16 protein-coding genes are annotated in these 18,150 nt (G+C 55.8%); 8 read left to right on the top strand and 8 right to left on the bottom strand.

Annotation, left to right across the window (positions count from 1 at the left end; genetic code table 11):
* Positions 1 to 56: 56 nt before the first annotated feature.
* Both HZZ01_RS19575 and HZZ01_RS19580 read right to left on the bottom strand, forming a co-directional pair.
* Positions 57 to 302, bottom strand: a complete 246-nt coding sequence (locus HZZ01_RS19575) for a hypothetical protein (RefSeq protein ID WP_013356609.1) — start codon at positions 300 to 302, stop codon at positions 57 to 59.
* Between the two features lie 71 nt (positions 303 to 373).
* Complete coding sequence (locus tag HZZ01_RS19580; protein ID WP_179899106.1) at positions 374 to 1,279, bottom strand: LysR family transcriptional regulator; 906 nt, start codon at positions 1,277 to 1,279, stop codon at positions 374 to 376.
* A gap of 104 nt (positions 1,280 to 1,383) precedes the next feature.
* On the opposite strand from HZZ01_RS19580, the gene budA reads away from it, so the two are divergent.
* The 7 genes from budA to HZZ01_RS19615 all read left to right on the top strand — a co-directional run bounded on the left by budA (position 1,384) and on the right by HZZ01_RS19615 (position 8,795).
* The gene (budA, locus tag HZZ01_RS19585; RefSeq protein ID WP_179899107.1) at positions 1,384 to 2,166 is read left to right on the top strand and encodes an acetolactate decarboxylase; all 783 of its coding nucleotides are present in this window, start codon (positions 1,384 to 1,386) and stop codon (positions 2,164 to 2,166) included.
* Between the two features lie 14 nt (positions 2,167 to 2,180).
* Positions 2,181 to 3,860 carry an acetolactate synthase AlsS gene (alsS, locus tag HZZ01_RS19590; protein WP_179899108.1) on the top strand — a complete coding sequence of 560 codons (1,680 nt, stop codon included), beginning with the start codon at positions 2,181 to 2,183 and terminating at the stop codon, positions 3,858 to 3,860.
* 21 nt (positions 3,861 to 3,881) lie between these two features.
* Positions 3,882 to 4,655, top strand: coding sequence for a (S)-acetoin forming diacetyl reductase (locus HZZ01_RS19595; protein WP_179899181.1), 774 nt, complete (start codon positions 3,882 to 3,884; stop codon positions 4,653 to 4,655).
* A gap of 205 nt (positions 4,656 to 4,860) precedes the next feature.
* Complete coding sequence (locus tag HZZ01_RS19600; RefSeq protein WP_179899109.1) at positions 4,861 to 6,312, top strand: flagellin; 1,452 nt, start codon at positions 4,861 to 4,863, stop codon at positions 6,310 to 6,312.
* A gap of 337 nt (positions 6,313 to 6,649) precedes the next feature.
* Positions 6,650 to 7,963: a CitMHS family transporter gene (locus HZZ01_RS19605; protein WP_179899110.1), complete on the top strand. Its 1,314-nt coding sequence runs from the start codon at positions 6,650 to 6,652 to the stop codon at positions 7,961 to 7,963.
* A 329-nt stretch (positions 7,964 to 8,292) separates the two neighbouring features.
* Positions 8,293 to 8,544, top strand: a complete 252-nt coding sequence (gene yefM / locus HZZ01_RS19610; protein ID WP_179899111.1) for a YoeB-YefM toxin-antitoxin system antitoxin YefM — start codon at positions 8,293 to 8,295, stop codon at positions 8,542 to 8,544.
* Positions 8,541 to 8,795 (top strand): Txe/YoeB family addiction module toxin, encoded by a 255-nt coding sequence (locus HZZ01_RS19615; protein ID WP_179899112.1) that lies wholly within the window; start codon positions 8,541 to 8,543, stop codon positions 8,793 to 8,795. The genes yefM and HZZ01_RS19615 overlap by 4 nt, the downstream gene beginning before the upstream one ends.
* 73 nt (positions 8,796 to 8,868) lie before the next feature.
* Here the strand turns inward: HZZ01_RS19615 and HZZ01_RS19620 are convergent, their stop codons facing one another.
* The 5 genes from HZZ01_RS19620 to HZZ01_RS19640 all read right to left on the bottom strand — a co-directional run bounded on the left by HZZ01_RS19620 (position 8,869) and on the right by HZZ01_RS19640 (position 14,921).
* Positions 8,869 to 11,406 carry an excinuclease ABC subunit UvrA gene (locus tag HZZ01_RS19620; protein WP_179899113.1) on the bottom strand — a complete coding sequence of 846 codons (2,538 nt, stop codon included), beginning with the start codon at positions 11,404 to 11,406 and terminating at the stop codon, positions 8,869 to 8,871.
* Positions 11,407 to 11,680: 274 nt separating this feature from the next.
* Positions 11,681 to 12,073 (bottom strand): type II toxin-antitoxin system HigA family antitoxin, encoded by a 393-nt coding sequence (locus HZZ01_RS19625; RefSeq protein ID WP_179899114.1) that lies wholly within the window; start codon positions 12,071 to 12,073, stop codon positions 11,681 to 11,683.
* The gene (locus tag HZZ01_RS19630; RefSeq protein ID WP_179899115.1) at positions 12,073 to 12,372 is read right to left on the bottom strand and encodes a type II toxin-antitoxin system HigB family toxin; all 300 of its coding nucleotides are present in this window, start codon (positions 12,370 to 12,372) and stop codon (positions 12,073 to 12,075) included. The genes HZZ01_RS19625 and HZZ01_RS19630 overlap by 1 nt, the downstream gene beginning before the upstream one ends.
* A gap of 230 nt (positions 12,373 to 12,602) precedes the next feature.
* Complete coding sequence (locus HZZ01_RS19635; protein ID WP_179899116.1) at positions 12,603 to 14,081, bottom strand: YsnF/AvaK domain-containing protein; 1,479 nt, start codon at positions 14,079 to 14,081, stop codon at positions 12,603 to 12,605.
* A gap of 270 nt (positions 14,082 to 14,351) precedes the next feature.
* Positions 14,352 to 14,921, bottom strand: a complete 570-nt coding sequence (locus tag HZZ01_RS19640; protein WP_179899117.1) for a pyridoxamine 5'-phosphate oxidase family protein — start codon at positions 14,919 to 14,921, stop codon at positions 14,352 to 14,354.
* Positions 14,922 to 15,178: 257 nt separating this feature from the next.
* On the opposite strand from HZZ01_RS19640, the gene HZZ01_RS19645 reads away from it, so the two are divergent.
* The gene (locus HZZ01_RS19645) at positions 15,179 to 15,748 is read left to right on the top strand and encodes a GNAT family N-acetyltransferase (RefSeq protein WP_179899118.1); all 570 of its coding nucleotides are present in this window, start codon (positions 15,179 to 15,181) and stop codon (positions 15,746 to 15,748) included.
* Between the two features lie 41 nt (positions 15,749 to 15,789).
* On the opposite strand, the gene HZZ01_RS19650 is transcribed toward HZZ01_RS19645, so the two are convergent.
* Positions 15,790 to 17,934, bottom strand: a complete 2,145-nt coding sequence (locus tag HZZ01_RS19650; RefSeq protein ID WP_179899119.1) for an EAL domain-containing protein — start codon at positions 17,932 to 17,934, stop codon at positions 15,790 to 15,792.
* Positions 17,935 to 18,150: the final 216 nt, after the last annotated feature.

Genomic DNA, 18,150 nt, shown 5'->3' on the forward strand with positions numbered 1-18,150 from the left:
GTTCATTAAAACAATGTCCGGCAATCCTGGCTGAGCAGCGGAATTGCCGGACACATTCAGTTCATCACCTCGACCAGAATCAGTGGGCACTTTCTGACTTTACAGGCCTGACTGTAGGCCAGCGAGCAGACCGAACAAAGGTCACGCACGTCAGACTGGTACTCATACTCCATGAAATAGCGGAACTGGCCGCCCGCCGAATCTGTTCTCCAGAATCGCTGCGGCTCCAGAATTTCATCCAGTTGCCTGAATGTCAGGGCTGACGGGTTGTGATACCCGACTCTTACGCGGTATGTAGTCATGCACCGATTATTGGCATCCCGGCCCCGCGCCGCCAGTTGGTTATTGTTTTCAGTACAATAGCTGGTGCTTATCAACCCGCGTTGTCGGGTGCCGCAGGCTGGGCCACCAGCAGCGCCAGCAGATGCAGCACCGCTTTTGACGGATGAAGCCGACGCCAGGCAAAAGCCACGTCGGTAAACAGCGTGTTGTTTTCGATCTCGCAGAAGCTCACATCGGGGTTATCAACGCAACGCATGGACTCCGGTACCAGCGCAATCCCGCAGCCCGCCGCGACCATGCCCAGCGAGGTGGTGATCTGCGGCGCCTGCTGGAAGGTGTGGCGGGAAAAGCCGGCCCGCAGACAGGCGGTGACAATCAGCTCATACAGGCTCGGCGAGACATCGCGCGGGAAAATTATCAGGGTTTCGGCCGCCAGCGCCGGGAGCGCCACGGTGGGCGTGCCGCTGAGGGGATGAGAACGCGGCAGCGCAATCAGCATTTTTTCGGTAGAGATTACGCGCAGATTAAAGGCCTTGCTGCTTTCGCACGGCAGCCGGATAAAGGCCGCATCCAGCAAGCCTTCCTGCAAATCCTGCATCAGCAAAGACATATTCTCTTCGCGGGTCAGCAACTCCATCGCCGGATAACGTTCTTTAAACTGACGGATCAGGGTGAAAATGCGTGGATTAAACGCTACTGAGCTGGCAAACCCCAGCGAAAGCTGACCACTGATCCCGCGCGCAATGCCGCGCGCGTTCTCCAGCGCCTGATCGGCCAGCTGCACAATCTGTCGGGCATCCGCCAGAAACGCTTCCCCCGCTTCGGTGAGTTCTACTCCGCGCGTCAGTCGCTTTAGCAGCGGTGTGCCAATTTCCTGCTCCAGCCGCAATATCTGCTGACTCAATGGCGGCTGAGAAATTCCCAGCATTTCAGCGGCCCGGGTGAAGTGAAGCGTCTCGGCTACGGCAACAAAATAACGCAGATGGCGAAGTTCCATATCAAAAACGTCTCAAAGTTAACAGGTTTCGCTATTGGACCCACCGACTGAATCGGTTCACCATTAGGTTAACACGGCTTAACGGTTAATCGACGAGGCATTCAATGAGCAATTGTGTAACTGATTGTTCCTGTGAGGATCAACTAAAACATACTGTCTTAACACTTTCTAAGGATGCACCAGAAAGCGTTATCTATCAGACCTCTTTAATGAGTGCGCTGCTGAGCGGCGTATACGACGGCAACGTCCGGATTGCTGACCTGCTGCGCAAAGGTGATTTCGGTCTGGGTACCTTTAACCGGCTGGATGGCGAAATGATTGCGTTTGACAGCAAGGTCTATCAGCTGCACTCAGATGGCAGCGCGCACCCGGCCGATCCGTCGCAGAAAACCCCGTTTGCGGTAATGACCTTCTTCAAACCGCAGCACCTGTTTGAGTTTGACCGCCCCCTGTCGCGTGAGGAAATCCATCGGGTGATCGACAGCGAAATCACCTCCGATAACCAGTTCTGCGCGCTGCGCATCAGCGGTCGTTTCAGCCGCGTTGATACCCGCACCGTGCCGTGCCAGTGCCGTCCCTATCGCGCCATGCCGGAAGTGCTGGGCGACCAGCCGACCTTTTCCTTCCGCCAGCGCGCGGGCGAACTGATCGGATTCCGGACACCGCAATATATGCAGGGCATTAACGTTGCGGGCTATCACGAACATTTTATCACCGACGACCGCGAAGGCGGCGGCCACATTCTCGATTACGCGCTGGAACAGGGCACCCTGACCTTTGGTGCCATCAGCAAGCTGGTCGTGGATCTGCCGCAGGACAGTGACTTTCTCAATGCCGACCTGAACCCCGCCAATCTTGACGCCGCGATCCGTGCGGTAGAAAGCTAATCAGAGGAATGACGATGAAAACTCCAACCGATACTACGCTCTGGACCTGCGGCGCAGACCTGGTGGTCGCGCAGCTTGAGGCGCAGGGCGTCCAGCATGTCTTTGGCATCCCGGGTGCAAAGATCGATAAGGTTTTTGACTCGCTGCTGGACTCATCCATTCAGACCATCCCGGTTCGCCACGAAGCCAATGCCGCGTTTATGGCCGCCGCAGTGGGTCGTCTCACCGGCAGCGCGGGTGTGGCGCTGGTTACGTCAGGGCCGGGCTGCTCAAACCTGATTACCGGCATGGCCACCGCTACCAGCGAAGGCGATCCGGTGGTTGCTATCGGCGGCCAGGTGAAACGCTCCGACAGCGCCAAGCAGGTTCATCAGAGCATGGACACCGTTTCAATGTTTCGCCCGATCACCAAATATGCAGTTGAAGTGACCGATCCCTCTGCGCTCTCTGAATGTCTGTCGAATGCGTTTCGCCACGCCGAGCATGGCCGGGGCGGCGGGGCCTTTATCAGCCTGCCACAGGATATTGTTGACCAGCCGGTCACCGGCAAAGCGCTCAGCAGCAAAGGTCGTCCGGTGCTGGGTGCCGCACCAGATGCGATGATAGATGCGGTCAGCGAGGCGATTGCCGGGGCTAAAAATCCGGTCATTCTGCTGGGATTAATGGCGAGCCAGTCGGAAAACAGCGAAGCAATTCACGATTTGCTGACCCGCAGTCACATTCCTGTTACCAGCACCTATCAGGCTGCGGGTGCAGTCAGACAGGATCACTTCTCACGCTTTGCCGGACGCGTCGGACTGTTCAACAACCAGGCGGGCGATCGCCTGCTGCAACAGGCTGACCTGATTATCACCATCGGCTACAGCCCGGTGGAATATGAACCGGCGATGTGGAACAGCGGTAACGCGACCCTGATTCACATTGACGTGATACCCGCAGAGACCGACAACCGCTATCTGCCGGATGCAGAACTGGTGGGCGATATCGCTGCCACGGTGCGTAAACTGGCGGCGCGCATTACTACTCCGCTGCAGCTGACATCAGAAGCGGCAAGCATCCTTGAGGATCGTCAGCAGCAACGCAAACTGCTGGCGATGCAGGGTGCCAGTCTCAACCAATTTGCCTTGCATCCGCTACGCATCGTGCGCGCTATGCAGGACATCATTAACAGCGATGTCAGTCTTACCGTCGACATGGGCAGCTTCCATATCTGGATCGCCCGCTATCTCTACAGCTTCCGCGCTCGTCAGATCATGATCTCCAACGGTCAGCAGACCATGGGCGTGGCGCTACCCTGGGCGATTGGTGCCTGGCTGGTCGACCCGCAGCGCAAAGTGGTGTCGGTTTCAGGCGACGGCGGCTTCCTGCAATCGAGCATGGAGCTGGAAACGGCTGTCCGGTTAAAAGCCAACATTCTGCACATCGTCTGGGTCGATAACGCCTACAACATGGTGGCGATGCAGGAAGAGAAAAAATATCACCGCGTCTCAGGCGTCAATTTTGGTCCGGTTGATTTCAAAGCCTATGCTGAAGCGTTTGGAGCAGCGGGCTTTGCGGTGACCAGCGCGGCAGAGCTGGAGCCGACGCTACGTAAAGCGATGGATGTTCAGGGTCCTGCGGTGGTGGCTGTGCCGGTCGATTACGCCGACAACCCGCTGCTGATGGGTCAGCTGCATCTGAGCCAGCTTCTTTAATTTCTCAAAAAGGACATCATGATGAAAAACAGAGTGGCATTTGTGACCGGCGCAGGCCAGGGCATTGGTGAAGCGATCGCCCTGCGTCTGGCGAAAGATGGGCTGGCGGTCGCGGTGGCCGATTTCAATCAGGAAACCGCCCGCCAGGTCGCAGAGAAGATTAACCAGCAGGGTGGCAAAGCGATCGCGCTGAAAGTCGACGTTTCACAGCGCGATCAGGTGATGGACGCCGTAGAAGAGGCGCGTCGTACGCTGGGTGGCTTTGACGTCATCGTCAATAACGCGGGCATTGCGCCCTCCACGCCGATTGCTGAGATCACCGAAGCAGTGGTCGACAAGGTCTACAACGTCAATGTCAAAGGGGTGATCTGGGGTATGCAGGCCGCGATCAAAGCGTTTGCAGCAGAAGGTCACGGCGGCAAAATCATCAACGCCTGTTCGCAGGCGGGGCACGTTGGCAATCCGGAACTGGCGGTTTACAGCTCCAGTAAATTCGCCGTGCGCGGCCTGACCCAGACTGCCGCGCGCGATCTGGCACCAGCCGGTATCACGGTTAACGCCTTCTGCCCTGGCATTGTCAGAACGCCAATGTGGGAAGAGATAGACCGGCAGATCTCTGAAGCCGCCGGAAAACCGGCCGGTTACGGCACGAAGGAGTTTGCGAAACGCATTACACTGGGGCGTCTGTCTGAGCCGGACGATGTGGCGGCCTGCGTCGCCTATCTGGCCAGTCCCGACTCCGACTACATGACCGGTCAGTCACTGTTGATTGATGGCGGCATGGTTTTTAACTGATCTGCCCTCCCCTGCTGCGTCCCGGCGCAGCAGGCTCTGCTTCAGCGCCGGTTTAAACATTAATTTCTTTTATCTTAAAAACGGTTAGCCATCAGCCTGTTGATCGTTTAAGCGCGCCAGCCCTGCGTTTTCATCGCCGCACAGAGTAAAGCTGCTTATTATCCTGCCGATAAAACAGAGACTCCTTTCCCTGTTCGAAGCGACTATGTTAACGATCAACCATAACGAACCCGCCGCCATTACGAACAAAACGCGGTACAGCACTGACTCTGTTCTGGGACGAACGGTTGAACGGCTATCATCAGGGATGCGGATTAACAGTGCAAAAGATGACGCAGCGGGTCAGGCGATTGCCAACCGCATGACGGCCAATATCAATGCCGATGCGGTGGTGGCGCGCGGCCTCAATGACGCTATCAGCTATTCCCAGACCGCCAGCGGAGGCCTGGGCAGCATCGTCGATCTGCTGATCCAGGCCCGCACGCTGTCAGTTCAGGCAGCCAGTGGCACGCTTTCCGACGCGGATCGGCAGAGTGTCAACGGTGCCTATCAGCAGATTCTGGCAGGCATCAACGACATCGCGGATCACACCGAGATTTTCGGCCGTTATCCGCTGGCGACCAATAATCCCGATCTGCCCCCCGCGAAACTGGGTAACGTTGATCCTATCAACACGAAGTTTCCGGTTCCGGGCAAGAATTACTCTTTTACCTCTGGCGTGATCCCGCTGGCCTATATTCCGGCAGGCTCGACAGCGATAAGCATCACCATCGACTCGCTGAATCTGGATGACGATCTTCAACTTTTTACCCGCGACGGTAAGCATCTGGTTGGTACACCGCTGGATGGCGCTGCGCCCGATTACACCTGGGCCAGCAAAGGCATTACGAATGCGGCTACCGCCGATACTAACCTGCTGACCAGCACTAACGGTTTTGGCAGCGGTGCCGCGTATGACAGTTCGCAACTGCTGGAAGGTGGCCCGAGCTGGGCGCTGGCGGGCAGTAACAGCAGCACTTATAACGGCATGAACATCACTTATAGCGGTGACGGCGACCGCTATGAAGATGTCGCCAGCGGCGATTTCAACAACGGGACCCTCACCAGTCACCCGCTTGAGCGCATCACGCTGGATACCGTGAACGAAGATTTGATTGTGGTGGTGGTGGGCAATGGCTCGTTCACCGGTAATCTGACCTGGGGAAACCTGCCTGAACCTAAAGGCGTGCCTGCAACGCCGCCACATGAGAGTCGCCCTCTGGAAGTGGTCACCAGCGCCGATTATGGTCAGCCGGTGCAGTCGGATAGCATCCCCGCTACCCCGTCAGATACCAAAACCCTGGGACTGAACAATACCACGCTGCTGAACAGTGATGACATCTCCAGCACCATGAAGGCGCTGGATAGTGCGCTGGCGAAGATCAGTGGCTATCAGTCCACTTATGGCGCAAAAATTAACCGTTACGAATCAAACCGTAATGTGCTGGCACAACAGGGCGTGGATACCTCAGCGGCACGCAGCCGCATACAGGATGCGGACTATGCCGAAGAAGCCAGTCAGCTGGCGCGTAACCAGATTATTCAGCAGGGCCAGACTGCCGTCAGTAAAATGGCGAACAAAACACCTGAAATGATCATTCAGCTGTTAGGCAGTTAATACTTTTAACCGGCTGAGCGTCCTGCCACAGCCGTTTACCCTGTTTCTATACTCCCCTGCCCGTCTGATTCCTCCCCCTGCTGGCCCGAAATTCCCGGTTACACTCCATCACGCTTTGATCCCAGTCACACAAACTCGTTTAAGATTCGTTTAAAGATGATCGTGATCACCCTTTTTGTTAAAGAAATGCTAAATCCTGACAACAATTTAATATCATCCTTGAGTGCAGGGTTAATTAAAACAACAGGTTAATTGTTACCACGCTAAGTAATAACCTGAATTTTCCTGCCTTTATGTCACCGTTCCATTACTTTTACGCCATGCGAGGGCTGTTCTTTTGCTGACAATACTGGGTTTTTCGATGGTCGTTTGCTTCATGTATTTAATCATGACCAAACGTATGTCAGCCTTAATTGCGCTGATCCTGATACCAACCATATTTGCGCTGATTGGCGGCTTTTACGCAGGCCTGGGTGCCATGATGCTGGATGGCGTCAAAAAGCTGGCTCCTACCGGCGTGATGCTGACCTTCTCCATTCTCTATTTCGGTATGATGATCGATGCCGGGCTTTTTGACCCGCTGGTCCGCTTTATTCTCCGGATGGTACGCGGCGATCCCCTGAAAGTGCTGGTCGGCACGGCGGTGCTAACGCTGCTTGTCTCACTGGATGGTGACAGCTCGACGACTTACATGATCGCTATCGCCGCGTTCCTGCCGCTTTATCACCGACTGGGCATGAACGTGCTGATGATGACCTGTCTGGTCAACCTCGCCAGCGGCATTATGAACCTCTCACCCTGGGGTGGCCCGACCGCCCGTGCAGCGGCGGCATTGCGCATTGACGCACTCGACATCTTCATTCCGATGCTGCCAGCCATGCTGCTGGCCTGTGTCAGTCTGGTCGCGATGGCGGTGCTGTTTGGCCTGCGTGAGCGTAAGCGTCTTGGCGTGATGACCATGAAAGATCACCATCTGGACAACATTGAGCTGGGGCTGGGCGATGCCGAAGAGTGCGCTGCCAACCGTCGTCCAAAAATGTTCTGGCCTAATTTCATTCTGACCACCGTGCTGCTGGTGCTGCTGGTCATTGGTTTAATGCCGATTCAAATCCTGTTTATGCTGGCATTTGCGATTGCGGTGATGCTCAACTATCCGACCCTGGAGGAGCAGAAAGCCCGCATCAGTTCCCACGCCGGGAACGTACTGGCGGTGACCGCGCTGATTTTTGCCGCCGGTGTTTTCACCGGTATCCTCTCCGGCACCGGCATGGTAGATGCGATGGCGAAGAGCCTGCTGGCAGTGATCCCGCACAGCTTCGGGCCTTACCTGGCGGTGTTCACCGCACTGGTCAGTCTGCCGTTCACCTTCTTCATGTCGAATGATGCATTCTACTTCGGCATCCTGCCGGTTATCGCTCAGACGGCGGCCAGCTATGGCATTACGGCCGAAGAGATTGCGCGCGCTTCGATTGTCGGCCAGCCATTCCATCTGCTGAGTCCGCTGGTGCCGTCAGTCTATCTGCTGGTGGGTCTGGCAAAAGTCGACATAGGCGACCACCAGCGCTTTGCAATCAAGTGGGGGATCCTGGTCAGTCTGGTATTGATGGCGGGCGGCCTGCTGACCGGCGCGTTCCCGCTGTTCCACCGTTAATCCTCTGATTCCGGCGGATAACCGGCTTTTTTTGCCCGGTTATCCGCTTCACCGCTCCGCCTTCTGCTTCATCCCTCTTTTCACTCTATAGCCAGGCTGATGTGCTGCGCGCCAGACAGGCCGTAGCCTCACAGAAATATCCCCATTGCCCCTATGGAGGCCCGATAAAATTCATCACCTTAACTGTGGCTGTATGTGCCCGCTGGGCGGCGCGTTCCAGGATAGATTCAGTAAAGGCCTGAAAGCACATCTTGTCTGTCACTGTCTGCTGCTTCCCTGTCATAGCCTATCATTGTACAATAACTTGTATTACTTACTACGGAGGTCCTATGAGAGCGATCAGTTACAGCGAAGCCCGACAGAACCTGTCTGCCACTATGGTTCAGACGGTTGAAGATAAAGCGCCGATATTAATCACCCGCCAGAACGGTGAATCCTGCGTGCTGATGTCGCTTGAAGAATATAACTCACTGGAAGAGACAGCCTACCTGTTGCGGTCACCTAAAAATGCTCGCAGGTTGATGGATTCCATCGAAAGCCTGCAAAGCGGTAACGGGACTGAAAGGGATATTATTGAGTGAAGCTGACATGGTCAGAAGAAGCCTGGGATGATTATCTTTACTGGCAGGATACCGATAAAAAAACGGTCAAAAAGATTAACGAATTGCTAAAAGATACCAGCAGGACGCCTTTTGAAGGCAAAGGAAAACCCGAGCCATTAAAACATAACCTTGCAGGTTTCTGGTCACGCAGAATTACGGCAGAACATCGGCTGGTTTATGCCGTCAGTGGAGACGCTCTGTTAATCGCCTCATGCCGATATCATTATTGACGGGCTCAGGAGCTTACCCCTGAGCCCTTTCAGTACACCCGTTTCAGCAGCGGCGTCATCAACCGCAATCCGGTTAACCCGGATCGCCCGCCCTCTTTTTCAGCTGTGCAGAAAGCCAGGGCGCAGTGAGACTCTCTGCAGAATTGCTGACCTCTTCCGGTGAGCCGGATGAAACAATCTTTCCGCCCTTCAGCCCCGAACCGGGACCCAAATCAATCACCCAGTCCGCTTCTGCCACAATGCGCATGGTGTGTTCCGCCATAATCACGGTGTGGCCGCGCTTCACCAGTTCATCCAGAACAATCAACAGCTTGTCCATATCAGACGGGTGCAAGCCTGTCGAGGGTTCATCAAGCAGATAGAGCGTAGCCGTCCGCTGGACGCGCTGCAGTTCCCAGGCCAGCTTGATGCGCTGACACTCTCCACCGGACAATTCAGTGGCGGGCTGACCCAGCGTCAGGTATCCCAGCCCCAGTGATGTCAGTGCCGACAGCGAACGCTGGATCCCGTCATAGCCGTGAAATACCTCAGTGGCATCGTCCACAGTGAGATTAAGCACATCCGCTATCGTCAGGTTGTTCCACTTCACCTCCAGCGTCTCAGGGTTGTAACGGCTTCCCGCGCAGACTGAGCAGGTTGCGGTGGCGCTGGGCATAAAGAGCAGCTCAATTGAAATCTGTCCCTGCCCTTCACACGCAGGACAGCGTCCGGCTGGCAGATTGAAGGAAAAGCGGCTGGCGCTGAAGCCTTTGGCTTTCGCCGCAGGGGTGTCAGCAAATAGCCTGCGAATGATGTCGAAAAATCCGGTGTACGTGGCCAGATTTGAGCGAGGTGTGCGCCCGATAGGACGCTGATCGATTCTGACCAGTCGGCCAATAGCCTCACTTCCGCTGACGATCTTGCCTTTAACGTCTGGCACCAGATCCTCTTCCTCACCCTCTTCACTGTCAGGCATTTTATCAAAACGTCCGAGCATTTCCGGAAGCACACGATTCAGCAGCGTCGATTTTCCAGAGCCGGACACGCCTGTGACGGCCGTCATTCTCCCCAGCGGGATGGCGATATCCATTCCGGCGATATTGTTGCAATAGACCTGTTCAAATCTGAGCCAGCTCTCTGCGGGTCGACGCTGGCGCAGCCCAGTATAGCTGCGGGAGAAGAGATAACCCGCAGTAGGCGACGCAATCACGTCTTCAAGTCCTGCCGGTTCACCGTTATAGACGATTTCGCCGCCATGCGTGCCAGGTCCGGGGCCGACCTCGATGAGCCAGTCGGCCTCGGCGATGAGGTCGAGATTATGCTCGACGACCACCAGCGAATTACCCGCGCGAACCAGGTTCTTAAGGGACGCGAGCAGCGCGTTGACATCATCGGGATGCAGGCCGGCTGAAGGCTCATCCAGCACATAAAGCACGCCAAACAATCGCGAGATTAACTGAGTTGCGAGACGCACGCGCTGCAGCTCGCCAGAGGAGAGCATGGTGGTGCGCCGCCCCGGCGCAAGATGCCCCAGACCCAGCGTTTCAAGCTGATTGAGCCGCATAGCAATATCCGACGTCATCCGGATAACCGCCTCCTGCAGCGCCGCCTCGGCAGGCAGGTCCGGGGAGGCACCTGTCGCATAAGGCTTAAACAGCTCAGCAAGTTCTGAGACCGACAACTCACTCAGGCTGGCAATGTCATGACCGGCAAACGTCACGGACAGCGCATCCCGGTTTAGCCTTTTACCGTGGCATTCAGCACAGGGAGTCACCGTTACAAAGCGCGCCAGCCGTTTCTTCGTCGTCTCACTGCCACCTGAATAACTCTGCAGCACGATTTTTGCTGCACTGGTGTAAGTCCCGGTATAGGCGGGCTCTTCGCCTGCCGCCAGCGCTTTTTCACGCTGCTCAGCATTCAGGCCGACAAAAATCGGCACCGAGGGCTGCTCGTCAGTCAGCAGTATCCACTGCTGGTCACGGGCTGAAAGCGTCTGCCAGGGCGCATCGACATCGTAACCCAGCGTCTCAAGGATGCTTCGCAGGTTTTTGTTATGCCAGCCTCTGGGCCAGGAGGCGATGGCACCCTGCCGGATGCTCAGCGCGCCATCCGGCACCATCGACTCAGTTTTGACGGTGTGAACTCTTCCCAGTCCCTGGCAATGCGGACAGGCGCCTTCAGGATTGTTGGGCGAGAAATAATCGGCGGTCATAAAGGGCACGCCTTCAGGCCTTACGCCTGCACGGGAAAAGAGCAGGCGCAACGTGACAGAAATTCGGGTGAGACTGCCCACCGTTGAACGCTCCTGCGCCCCCGCCCGGCTCTGCTGAAGCGCCACCGCAGGCGGAAGTCCGTCAATATTATCCACATCTGGCGCAGCGGCCTGATCGATCAGGCGACGGGCGTGTGGCGAGACCGACTCGATAAACCGGCGCTGGGCTTCCGCATAGAGGGTATCAAAGGCGAGGGACGACTTACCGGAGCCTGAAACCCCGGTGAACACCACCATGGCATTTCGGGGAAATCGCAGCGAAACATCTTTGAGATTATGCGTTCTTGCACCCTGTACCGAGACATAAGGGTCGATGTGCTCATCAGCGCGGTAATGATCGGCGTTGCGTTGTTCTGTCATGATTTCCCTGTTTGATAATGCACGGCAGATTCATGATGGCCTGCCGTTAATGACTAAAAATTGCAGATACAAATCCGGCGTTCGGGCTATCTGGCCCGTCTGGGGATGGAAACAACAGCAAGGGTAGTCAGGGATTGCGGTGTTCACAACGCGAGGAGGTGATTCAGAACTTGCTGGTCCGGGACGTTGTCGTTTATACCGTCACAGATCTGGCTGGTCCAGAATTCAATAAAATACCGCAGGAACAAAAAAGCCCGCATATGGCGGGCCTCAGTTACTGGACGTTTATCCTTTGGGATTGGGCAGAGCCTACAAGGGATGCGAGCGGAATATTGAACATTTTATGCAGGTTCCGGATCATTGGCAGCGTCAGCGCACGCTTATGATTCAGTACCTCATAGACGCGGTTCTGGCGTCCAATCGCCGGCACTAAGTCTTTCGCTGTCAGCCCCATCTGCTCCATGCGGAATTTAATCGCTTCTACCGGATCGGGTGCCTCAATCGGATAATGTTCCTGCTCGTATTTTTCGATAAGCAGGATCATGACTTCCAGAAAGTCCCCGGCGTCACTTCCCGGTTCTGGCTCGTTATCGAACAGGGGAGATACGGCTGCCAGCGCGGCTTCATAATCTGCTTCACAGTGAATCGGTTTGATTTTATAAGCCATCACATTTCCACCGTATTTGCGTTTATCCTGTCGTATTCGGCGTGCGTACCTACAAACTTTATGTAGACCGCCTGAAACCTGTAAGCCACTGCAATAATTAAACGGTAGTGATTGCCTTTAATATCAAACACCACCCGATTGTTGCTCAGAAAATCTGCCGTTCTGTACTTATCCTTAATATCCTGCGGCGTTTTCCACTGAGCCTTACTGACTTCATCTACCCATGCTCTTAACGGGTGCTCCGCCTGATTATGGGTCTCCCAGAATCGCTTGAGAGACGCGATCGATATAATTCGCACTGACGTTCCCTGTTATCCCATGGCGGGACTAATATAACAGTCCCAATTCGGGACTTCAAGGCTAAGCCACATTTTGTTTTCAGGAAAACAGTGTGAATAAACTTTTATAAAACAGAAGAATGGGTATGTTAGCGCTCCATTACGCTAGCAATTTTTAAGCTTCTTTAATGCAAAAAAACCCGTCAGTGACGGGTTTTCAGGCCTGAAAGGCGACAATCACCGTAGCAGCTTTACGGCTTTTTAAACTTGTCCTCAACCTTCTCTTTCGCTTCGGCGATTTTATCGCCGGTCTTTTCCGCGAAACCCTCTTTATGCGCTGGCTCGCTGCCTGGCGTCAACGGGCGGCTATCGTGGTCATCACGGGCCTGACGCGTGCTCTCAAGCAACGGATCGGCCACCGTACGATTCCCGGTCACCCGGTCTGCACCGAGAGGATCCGTACTGGCATGGTCAATATCCACTTCCTGACGGCGTACCGAATCGTTGATGGTTTCGACCCGATCGCTGGCCTCTTTACGTAACACCACCTCTTCAATAATCTCTGCGGTCTTATTGATCACGGGCTGCTCATGCGTCTCTTCCACTTCGACGGTTTTTTCAGACCAGTCAACATTAGCCGTTGAGCCGGTTTCGCTGACCGGACGACGGAAGATTTCAGCGTGCTGCTCATGCAACGAGACATTCTGTGACACCTGATCGGTGACAGTGTAGCGGCGTACGCGGGTCGACCCTTCGCTGACCAGACGTTTACCTACTTCCAGTCGCTCCTCGGCCAGACGCAATACATCCTCGTCACTTTCGTCACCGGTCAGGGCAGTACGGGCAGCGCCACGATGGGCAGGATCGGTAGAGAGTGGATCGACGGCGACATTATCCTGCAGCGTTCCACTGGCAGGTGCAGTCAGACCGTCGCTGGTCGCGTAACCCGGCGCGTCATCATCGGGTAGCGCCGCGCTGCGCTCGGTAAGTTCTTCATGTGCATCCAGGATGCCCAGGGCACGCGGCAACGCATCTTCATCGGCCCGCAGCGACAGCACCACTCCGCCAGTCCGCATCGCATCTTCATACACTTCGGCCTGATCCTCCTCCAGCGTATTGCCAAACAGGCGTTGCCAGAAGCCGGGGTGACGGGCCTCATGACCTTCGGTACGCAAGCGATCACCGGAGATGATATCGATGTCATCATCCAGGAACCCGGCCTTAATCAGGTTACGCTTTGCACCTTCTGCCAGTGAGATATTGCTGAACATTGTTACGATTGTTTCACGCGCCATGTTGTGTTCCTCGGTGATGGATTCGGACGGCTCTGAATAGGGTGTTCGGGTCAGGTGAGCGTGCTGTTTGCGCAGGGAAACAACCTGTTCTGTGGCTTCCTCACTGACAACCTTGCGGATATGCCACTCCTCTTTCAGCACCAGATGACGAACGATTTCGACTTCCTCTTCGACAATCGGAATGATCAGCACACCATTTTCTTCACGGATTGTCGGCATCTCAGCCAGCCGTTCCGACCTGGGAATGCGTTCTATTTCCGCCGTCTGATGCCGGAGCATCAGCGCAATTTTCTGCTGATGCTCAGTGACCTGTCGGGTAACCCTGACATAACCGTCAATGACCCGCTGCTTAGAGATCTCAACGGTTTCCTCCGCCAGGCTTATGACCTGGTCGCTACCCTCTGACCCTGGCTTTTCAGGAGGTTGATTGTTCATGTTTAACCTGCCTGTGATACAGAGCGATCATTTGTACTTTTCTTTACCTTGAGCATAAGTCACTGCTTTTCGGCTAATTAAAGCCTGGCACAAACAATGACAAAAGATAGGAAAAAGCAGAAAAATGCCATCATATGAAGATAACGTGGTGCTAAAATCGATTAAGCGGTGCGGCAGATAAAAAAGCTAACGGAGCGGAAGACAGTGAAATCTTTTTTATGCCGTGTGTGAAAAGAGGCGCAATCAGCCATTCACATGACCTGACGTTAATCAGGGGTTGAGCCACTTGCTTTCCTGCAACGCGCCCATAGAGGAGTAGTGAAACAGGGCGCGCTGATTTTCGTTTCGCTGAAGCTGATAGGCGTCCAGCACACTGACCCGCACGATCACTACACCAAAGCGGGATTCTCCCGTTTCCGCTGCCGTCGGGTCAGGCGCTTCGTTAGCCGTTGTCCGCGCATCCCCTGGAGGTCCGCCGGTGTAAGTCTGCCGCGTATGCTGCGGTAAGGCACGCCAGGCCTTCCGGGCAACATCACTTCCCGCCGCATAGCACTCAACCCGGCCTGCCAGCCGCAGCTGCAGGCGACGCTGATGGCAATATCCCAGCACGGTGACCTGCGGATTCGCCGCCATCTCCTGCCACTTCGGGCTGCGTACATCCGTATGAAATGTCAGCATTCTGTGGTCGTCGGCACACTGGCGCAGAACCACGGTTCGCGCCTGAGGCTGCACCAGAGCATCGACCGTACAGAGCGTCAGATAACGAAATCCGGCCTGCGGATCGGATGCAGCCTCCTGCAGTGCAGCCCAGGCTCCGGCTTCAAACGTTTTCAGATCCATAGGGAATTACTCTCATCGGGGTCAATTGAGTTCATGTGGCTAAAAGAGTAGCAACGAAGTGAGCAGATGGCCTGCAGGAGAGCGTTAACAGCCGATATACCCTGCAAAAACCGAAGCCTGACGTACGAAACCGTGAAACGGTTAAAAACCCCTCCGTCTTGCTCTCGCAGCGTCGCGAAAACGCATGACGCCCGTCAGAGACGTTGTGCTATTTTTACGCCGTTGCCTTACCGATTCGACACGCAGGGAGTGGCAGGATGTCCACAGAAGATTTACCACCCGCAATGCCAGCGCAAATGACCTCGCCACGCCTGACTTACCGTGTGCTGCGCGAGGAAGACTGGCCCTTCTATCTGGCGGTCAGTCAGGATCGATCGGTGATGAAGTACATCAGCGACCCGCGCAGCGTGGAAGCGATCAGAACCCACTCATTTGATGTCCGCCTGCCCACCTGGTATCCGGGCTGCAAACACTGGCTGTGTCTGGTGATCGAGGAAAAGATTTCGGGTCTGCCGGCTGGTTTCTGCGGATTTATCGATCGCGGAGACGGTATTGCGGAGTTTGGTTTCATTCTGGCGGCAGATGCGCAGGGCAAAGGTTATGGCAGGGAGTCACTGCATGCCACCATCACGTTCTGCTTTGAGCAGCAGGCTTATCGTAAACTGACCGCCACGGTGACGGCAGGCAATGCAGCCTCACGCCAGACCCTGATTTCAGCAGGTTTTATTCAGGAAGGAACCTTGCGGCAGAACTTCTTTCTCAATGGCCAGTGGCAGGATGACTGGATCTTCGGCTTGCTGAATCAGGAATACCCGCTATCACGCTGAACTGACAGACATATGCGCTGGCATCGTTCACCCTGTTTCTGTCAGATTGATAAGCGTGGCGTGACATCGTGACCGATGGCGACGGCGACCGCGGGTAGATAGTGTTCTTGTCCGCACAGCATCGCCTCAAAGTCCGCAGGCGTCATTGGCCGGCACAGGCCATTACCCTGCATGATGTCGCACCCGGCGGTGGTGACAAAAGCGATCTGCTCTTTGTCTTCCACCCCTTCTGCAGCCACCTGAATACCCAGGCTTTTGCCGAGCGCAGTCATGGCCCGGAACATCATGCGTACCCGCATGCTGGAACCCAGCTCGTGCGTCAGCGACTTATCAATTTTAAAGCCCGCTACAAAGCTATGACGCAGCAGGTTTATCGCTCCCAGCGTCCGTCCGTAATGATCGATCACGAACGTGGCACCGGTACGGCGCACCGCTTCAATCTGAACCGGCATATCCTGTACCAGCACAGCCAGTAATGGCTCATCCACTTCCAGCTCAACAAAACCGGCATCACCGCCAGCACTCTCACGTATCACCGCTTCCAGACTGTTGCCTGCCAGCTGGCGCGGAAACAGGTTAATGCTGACGCGAAGCTGAGGCGCGCGCACCTGCCACTGCCGGACCTGGGTCAGAGCACTGCGGATGATCCACTCGCCCAGTGTCACCGAAAGCGGGCTCTTAACCAGCATGCCGATAAATTCGGCAGGCAACAGCAGACCGCGCGTCGGATGCTGCCAGCGCACCAGCGTCTCGCAGCCAGTGAGTTTTCCACTCTCAACTTCGAAGCGCGGCTGATAGTAAAGCGTGAACTGCTGCTGGCGCACTGCTGTTTCCAGTTCGCGCTCAAAGCGTCGGCGCTGCTGCTCCGCTTCACGAAACGCAGGCATGAACAGAATACTGCGGCCTTTGCCTGATGCTTTGGCGCGGTAGAGCGCCAGGTCAGCGGCGGACATCACCGCAGAAGGATCGCGCCCGTGCTCCGGGTAGGAGGCGATGCCGGTACTGGCTCCGACTACGACCGGCGAGTCGTGATAGCGGAACGGCGTCTGTACGGCCGCAATCAGTTTTTCCGCCGTTATCGCGGCCTCTGCGCTGCCGCCCGCTAACAGGATCACAAATTCATCACCGCCCAGCCGCGCAGCGGTCACCGCGCTCGCGCACACCGTGCGAATCTGTTCAGCGACGTGGCACAGCAGCGCATCTCCGGCGGCATGTCCCAGCGTATCGTTAACCTCTTTGAAACCATCAAGATCGGTCATCAGTAATGTATAGGGCACATCCGCAGTGGTCAGCTGTCCGACCTGGTCCATAAACGCGCTACGGCTGGCGAGACGCGTCAGCATGTCCATTGAGGCCAGCTCACAAAGTCGTGCCTCACTCTCATAGCGGGCCGTGACATCGCGGATGATCATGCCCACCAGCCGCTCTCCGTCTTCACGCCAGCCCGAAAAAGAGACCTCGGCCGGGAACTCACGACCGTCGCGCGTGACACCCCATATCTGCAGCGAACGTGGATGCGAGATAGCCACTTCGTCAGAGGTTAGCCGGGCCAGTTCATTGCGGTAGTCAGTCTGGCAGCGCGCCGGAATCAGCTCGCTGATGTACTGACCTCTCATCTCCTCTGCTGTGTAACCAAACAGCACCGTGGCAGCCGGATTCCAGAAGGTGATACCGCGCCGCAGATCTGTGCAGACAATAGCGTCAGGTGACGTAGTGGAGATGGCCTGAAGCCGCTGCTGACTGGTGTAGCGCAGTAACTCCAGACGATGCATCTCCATGCGATCCATCACCAGCGCGGCAATGTCGGTCAGATGCTTTTGATCCTCGTCGGTCAGGGGTTCACGCGGATGGCTGTCGGTCAGACAGACCGTGCCAATGTGATGGCCATCAGGGGTAGAGAGCGGGATGCCCGCATAAAAGCGGATAAAGGGGTAGCCGTGAACCAGCGGACTGTCACGAAAGCGCGGATCTTTCAGCGTATCCGGCACGCAGAGAATATCGCCCTTCGCCAGCGTATGATGACAGAACGCGACGTTGCGCGAGGTACCTGAGATATTTAAACCGTAGCGGGAGGCGAAGAACTGTCGCTTCTCGTCGATAAGCGACACAAAAGCAACCGGCACCCGAAACAGCCGCGCAGCAAGCGTGGTGAGACGATCCAGCGCATCAGTCGGCGGAGAATCCATCAGGTTATACTGCTTAAGTGCGTCGAGACGAGCCGCCTCGGCATCATGATAAACGGGACGTTTCAGCGTAATTCCCCTCTGATGTTATCTGCTGTCGCCGGCATGACACAGCGTAAAGAGGACACGTTCACTCAGACAGGACATGCAGAATTTGCTGCCGACCCGCTGCCGGAACAAAGGCCCGTCAGTGAACTCTGCAGCAACAGGTTGCTGCGC

Source organism: Pantoea sp. WMus005 (assembly GCF_013415305.1).
In the GTDB taxonomy this organism is placed as follows: domain Bacteria; phylum Pseudomonadota; class Gammaproteobacteria; order Enterobacterales; family Enterobacteriaceae; genus Pantoea; species Pantoea rara.